6 protein-coding genes are annotated in these 5,820 nt (G+C 45.6%); 2 read left to right on the top strand and 4 right to left on the bottom strand.

Going from position 1 to position 5,820, the window contains the following annotated elements; translation table 11 throughout:
- Positions 1-148 precede the first annotated feature (148 nt).
- The 4 genes from cydX to AKL11_RS13970 form a co-directional block, all read right to left on the bottom strand.
- A complete protein-coding gene (cydX, locus tag AKL11_RS13985; RefSeq protein WP_067518539.1) occupies positions 149-268 on the bottom strand; it encodes a cytochrome bd-I oxidase subunit CydX in 120 nt (39 codons plus the stop codon).
- A gap of 14 nt (positions 269-282) precedes the next feature.
- The gene (cydB, locus tag AKL11_RS13980; RefSeq protein ID WP_216636422.1) at positions 283-1,416 is read right to left on the bottom strand and encodes a cytochrome d ubiquinol oxidase subunit II; all 1,134 of its coding nucleotides are present in this window, start codon (positions 1,414-1,416) and stop codon (positions 283-285) included.
- Positions 1,417-1,428: 12 nt separating this feature from the next.
- Complete coding sequence (locus AKL11_RS13975) at positions 1,429-3,009, bottom strand: cytochrome ubiquinol oxidase subunit I (protein ID WP_067518536.1); 1,581 nt, start codon at positions 3,007-3,009, stop codon at positions 1,429-1,431.
- Between the two features lie 691 nt (positions 3,010-3,700).
- Entirely contained in the window at positions 3,701-4,696 is a 996-nt protein-coding gene (locus AKL11_RS13970) for a hypothetical protein (protein WP_067581496.1), read from the bottom strand.
- Between the two features lie 507 nt (positions 4,697-5,203).
- Between AKL11_RS13970 and AKL11_RS26660 the strand changes: the two genes are divergently transcribed.
- Together AKL11_RS26660 and AKL11_RS13965 are read left to right on the top strand one after the other, a co-directional pair.
- On the top strand, positions 5,204-5,431 hold the full coding sequence (locus AKL11_RS26660) for an IS66 family transposase (RefSeq protein WP_095210392.1): 228 nt from the start codon (positions 5,204-5,206) through the stop codon (positions 5,429-5,431).
- The gene (locus AKL11_RS13965; protein WP_253705207.1) at positions 5,370-5,597 is read left to right on the top strand and encodes an IS66 family transposase; all 228 of its coding nucleotides are present in this window, start codon (positions 5,370-5,372) and stop codon (positions 5,595-5,597) included. The genes AKL11_RS26660 and AKL11_RS13965 overlap by 62 nt, the downstream gene beginning before the upstream one ends.
- Positions 5,598-5,820: the final 223 nt, after the last annotated feature.

The raw sequence follows: 5,820 nt of genomic DNA, 5'->3' as shown, positions 1-5,820 counted from the left end.
AAAGTAAGGGCCGATGGGAACAGCTTTGGACGAACATCCTCTCTGGCAAGCAGAAAGTGGACTTATGAGTCAGTTATCAGACTGAGAGAGCACCCCATTTGCAGACCTGCAATTACAGATCGACGTCGTCCTTTAACCTCACCTTAAATTAGTCTAACTCATTGATTTCATTATCAAAATGATCGCTATGAAATTCATACCACATCACATTGATGATGCCGAAAGCACAGGCCAGTAATACACCCAGTATCCATGCGAAGTACCACATAATCTTTTTCCCTTTCAGTACAGTGAGTGGCTTTCTTGTTCAATCTGTTCGGCGGTCATGCGTCCCCACATCTTGTAAAAACACCAAGTGGTGTAGCCAAGAATGGTAGGCACAAAGATCGCGGCTACACCGGTCATGATCGCCAGGGTCATGAAGCTGGAAGTGGCATCCCAGATGGTGAGACTGAAGGTTGGGTTTGCGCTGGACGTCAATACAAACGGGAACAGGCTGAAGCCCGCCGTCATAATGATGCCGGCCTGAGCCAATGAAGAGCAGATAAAGTTTAAAGCATCTTTATGAGTGCCAGAAAACAGAATTACGCCAATGGTACCAAGAAAGCCAAGCACAGGAGCAATCATCATGATCGGATACTGACTGTAATTGCTCAGCCACAACCCTTCGCCCACTACAACGGTTTTGTTCAGTGGACTAGAAGGTGCATTGGGGTCAATCACGCTGGTGATTTGATAGCCATCGATATTGACAATCCACAGTCCACCAATAGCAAAGGCCACCAGTGTCACCAGTGCTGAATAGCGGGCGACGATGGACGCACGATGACGAATAGGAGCACCGGAGCGTAGTTTCTGCCATACGGCGCCCTGCATGGTCAGCATGGCACCACTGACAACACCGCAAAGCAGAGAGAATGGGTTGAGCAAATCAAAGAAGTTTTCAGTGAAGCTGGATCGCATAAATTCATCCAGTTCAAAACCAAAGCCCACAAAGATGTTGCCAAAGCCTACGCCGAAAACGATGGAAGGCACAATGCCGCTGGCAAACAAGCCCCAGTCCCAGGCGTTTCTCCAGCGGGTGTCTTCCAGTTTTGATCGGTAGTCAAAGGCCATTGGACGAATCAGCAGGGCAAATAACGTCAATACCATTGCCCAGTAAAAGCCAGAAAATGCAGTGGCATATACTGTTGGCCATGCTGCGAACAGTGCGCCGCCAGCAGTCACCAGCCATACCTGGTTGCCATCCCAGTGGGGCGCTACGGCGTTAATCATGATTCGACGTTCAATGTCGCTTTTTGCCATAAAAGGCAGAAGGTTGGCAGTACCCAGATCGTAACCATCCATAATGGCAAAACCAATGAACAGTACGCCGATCAGTACCCACCAGATTAATCGAAGAATTTCATAATCCATCGTCATCACTCCTTATGCATTCTTCGGGTCAAGATGGGTTACTGGCTTTTGCTCAAAGTGGTAGCGTCCTGTGTGCAGGCTGCTTGGGCCCATTTTGGCAAACTTCAGCATCAGCCACACTTCCACCACAGCAAAAATACCGTAGAACAGAGTAAAACCGGCGATGCTGAGATACAGGTCGGTCACTGTTCTGCTGGAAGCGGAAAGGTATGTGGGCAAGATGCCGGAAATAGACCACGGCTGACGTCCAAACTCGGCAACAAACCAACCCATTTCGCTGGCGATAAACGGCAGTGGTAACGACCACAGGCAAAGTTTCAGGAAGAGTCGGCTCTTGTACTCGTTGCGTTTTGCTGTTTTCACGAACGCTGTCACCAATAGCAGCAGCATCAGAACACCACAGCCCACCATAATGCGGAACGCGAAGAACAGTGGCCACACCGTTGGGATGGCATCTTCAGCGGCCTGGCGAATCATGGCGTCGTTAGCGGATGGAATGTCATCGGTATAACGGGTCAGCAATAAGCCGTAACCCAGGTCGTCCACAACCTCTAAGAAGGCCGCACGGTTTTCCGGAGTGTCCTCGCCATTCTTGAGTTTCTGGAGTAACTCGTAAGCACCCATGCCGCTTTTGATACGGACGACTTTGTTTTCGATCAGATCCTTGATGCCCATGACTTCTTCATCCAGAGAGCGGGTCGCAATGATGCCCATCACATAAGGAATCTTAATGGCGAAGTCGGTCTCCATGTTTTCCTGATCAGGAATACCAATCACGGTAAAGCTAGCAGGGGCAGGGTGGGTATCCCATTCTGCTTCGATGGCGGCCAGTTTTACTTCTTGCACGTCACCCAGTTCATAACCGGATTCATCGCCTAGTAAAATGGTGGACAGAATTGCAGCCAGACCAAAGCCGGAAGCTACGGCAAACGAACGACGGGCAAAACCAATATCCCGATTCTGCAACAGATAGTAAGCAGAGATGGAGAGTACGAAAATCGCCCCCGTGGTGTAACCTGCGGCCACGGTGTGAATGAATTTCACTTGGGCAACCGGGTTCAGAATCAGATCAGCAAAGCTGGTCATTTCCATGCGCATGGTTTCGAAGTTGAATTCAGCGCCTACCGGGTTTTGCATCCAGGCGTTGGCAATCAAAATCCAGAGAGCGGAAAGGTTGGTGCCGATTGCCATCAACCAAGTACACGCCAGATGTTGTACTTTGCTCAGACGATCCCAGCCGAAGAAGAACATGCCCACCATGGTGGATTCGAGAAAGAACGCCATCAGGGCTTCAATGGCCAGCGGTGCGCCGAAAATATCGCCCACGTAGTGAGAGTAGTAGGACCAGTTGGTGCCAAACTGGAATTCCATGGTCAGGCCGGTGGCCACACCAATGGCAAAGTTAATACCAAAGAGTTTGCCCCAGAATCGGGTCATGTCTTTGTAGATTTGCTTCCCCGTCATCACATAGACGGATTCCATGATCGCCAGCATAAACGTCATGCCAAGGGTCAGGGGAACAAATAAAAAATGATAGAGCGCAGTAATGGCAAATTGAAAGCGCGAGAGTTCTATGACTTCGTCGATAATCATAAAGCTCCTCCACAGGTAAATTCAGGATAAGACCCCGGCAACTACAGGGTAGAACGTAATGTCAGCATCAGCCAGATTCACGTTGCCTTGATGGCTAACAGCGACGTGCTTTAATCCCGGCGTTCTCTGATTATTGGAGCGGACGTTTTCTATTAAAGTTCCCGTTCAACCGGGAGCCTTGAGGAAAGAGTATCCGCAGAAGTAACCCAAGTCAGTCCGAGTTGTTCGTTGCTGGAAAGTGGCCTGACTCATCTGGTGTGAGCTTCACAGGTTATCAGTTGGCTTTGCTGTCATTGCGCACCACGGCTTTACGTGCAGGGACAGAAAACAGTTCGAAGACTATAGTACAGATACGAGCATGGTAGGTATATTTCGATATGCCGCAGTTTTGTTTAATTCATGGTTTGTTGATATCGGTCAATTTTGCGTGGATATGTCAGTTCAGTAGATGGCCTCAGTTTAACCCGATCAAGTTCACCTTTGTGATGACGATAGAGGGTTCAATACTCATCACGGAGGATGGTTATGTTTTCCAACGACAGTCAGCCAATTCAGCCAGTCCCACCCTTTGCTGTCGTTTACTACTACCAGTAATATTTTGTCTGAATGGACGCATCACTACATATAGTAGAGATGCGTAACATCAGTCAATTATTCAGAAAGAGCATCCTTCAACAACCTCTGAAACATCCTATTTCAGAAGCATTTCACTATAGGCTGAAGCTATCTTTTTAAACAATTCTGGTTCACCCTCAATCATTAAATCGCCTTTCATCAGTTCTTCCAGTGGCTTAGAGCATCCAAGCAAGCTGTTAAGACCGTTTTTTGTACAATTTATAGTGATAGACCGTAGCTCATCTTTACTATTTAAGCACTCTGGTAAAACATTCGGCTCACCTGATACTAATTCACTATTTGAACAGGTTGTATAAGTATTTTGGTTGAAAAATAAAAAGTGATTATCAATCTTGACGTGCCTATCTGTATCTTCTGGATAATTTACCGAAAGACAGATTTTATAAACCTGATTGCCATCACCTGTTATCTTGTTTGCAAGCTCGCCTAATATAGCGATACTTTTTTCTTCCAACTGTTTTTTTTGATTCTCGATATTGTTACCACTTTTAAAATAACTATATTGATTACCTCTATGATCTTTTCCCATGCCTATTGTTCCACCAGCAGGGCCAACTATGGCTGTCACTGTTATAGAGTTAACTGGATTACTTCCTTCCCATTCATGTTGGGTTTTATAGAAGCTTGGCTCAGAATCACACGGTACTTCCTTGTCAGGATGAAGAATGAAACCCTCTGAAATAAATATTGGCTGTTGGTTAAATGAATTTTCATTGTTACTAGTGGAATTAGACTCTGCAAGTGCATTTGAAGGTTTATCTTCCTGCAAGTGAGAAAATAGTTTTTCAGCATGCTCGTTGAATTCCGTGTCATTATTAAAAACTGAACGCAAAGTGTTTACAACGCTTTCTATCTTTCTATTGTTCATGAGCGTAGAAAGTAATCCTTGTAAACCATCCTTGCTTTTCATTCCTTTTGTTATATTGCCTATATTAATCTCACCTTCTTTTTGGAATACTGTAAATATATTTTTCTTGTTTTTTTTGTTACATAGATTCCATATTCTATTTGATATAGCATCAACCGATGCTGCTGCATTAATAGTATCCATATTTAATAACCTCATAGTTTAAGTAGGTGGTAAGTAGTTAACCATTTGCTTTCGAATAAATCACTGACCGAGCAGTAAGCATTGCTGACATTGTGACTGCTTGAGTTAACAGTACATCGAGGCAAACACAATTAGCCATAACCTCTCTATAACTATTGCAGCACATGTCATCAGCTGCATTAATATTTAATCGGGCAGGATTATTCGATTACATTTGATCAACTACTTAGGTAGTTGGCCATTTGGAATCTAATAATTCTGGCCGGTTGGATAGTTACTATACAAGGCACAACGTAGGAGCAAGTTGCCGAGAGTGGCTATCCAATTGATTAGAAAATATGATTTCATGTGACTAACTACTTAGTTCGCTATCAAATATTTTGATTACGAACTAAGGAATAAGTTCCAGTTCTTTTATAATTTAACTATCGGCATCTGATAATATGTAACTGCTCAAAATTTGTAGGCAAGTCAACACACGCATGAAGGGGCAGCGTCAGGCTACTTTTGGTCTTAGGTGTTGATATCGCCCGGGCAACCACACCGGCATGGATGATGCGTTGCGGCGACCTGGTGCAACCGTTAATCAACCTGATGCGGGACAAGTTGCTGGAAGCCCCGCTAGTGCATTTCGATGAAACCGTCACCCAGGTATTATATACGAAGAAGGGAAGTGAGCTTAAGTCAGTGCCATTGGTTCTACATGTGGGTTCAGGTTGCAGAACCCGCAGCTGACCAGAAAATCATCCTGTCCGATTACTCGTCCGGTCGGAGTGGTTCAATTCCCCTGAAGCTACTGGATGGCTACCAGGGATACCTGCAAACCGGCGGCTATGAAGGCTACGCCGCCATCAGTCGCCTGCCGGGTATTATCAACCAAGGCTGCACCCGAAGGGCATAACGACCCATGCAGAGCGCAAATTAGACGAAGCTAGAAAAGGCTAAAAAGGGACAAACAAAACAGGTAGGCGGATATGGGCTTGGCCTACATCCGAAAACTGTATCGAATAGAACAAAGCATCAAGGAAAGCCCTCTGGAAGTTCACGTTTTTGAAGAATAGACTGGGTGCTCTCTCAGTCTGATAACTGACTCATAAGTCCACTTTCTGCTTGCCAGAGAGGAT

The sequence above is a fragment of the Endozoicomonas ascidiicola genome (assembly GCF_001646945.1).
Lineage (GTDB): Bacteria > Pseudomonadota > Gammaproteobacteria > Pseudomonadales > Endozoicomonadaceae > Endozoicomonas > Endozoicomonas ascidiicola.
This window is presented reverse-complemented; position numbering and strand designations above follow the sequence as displayed.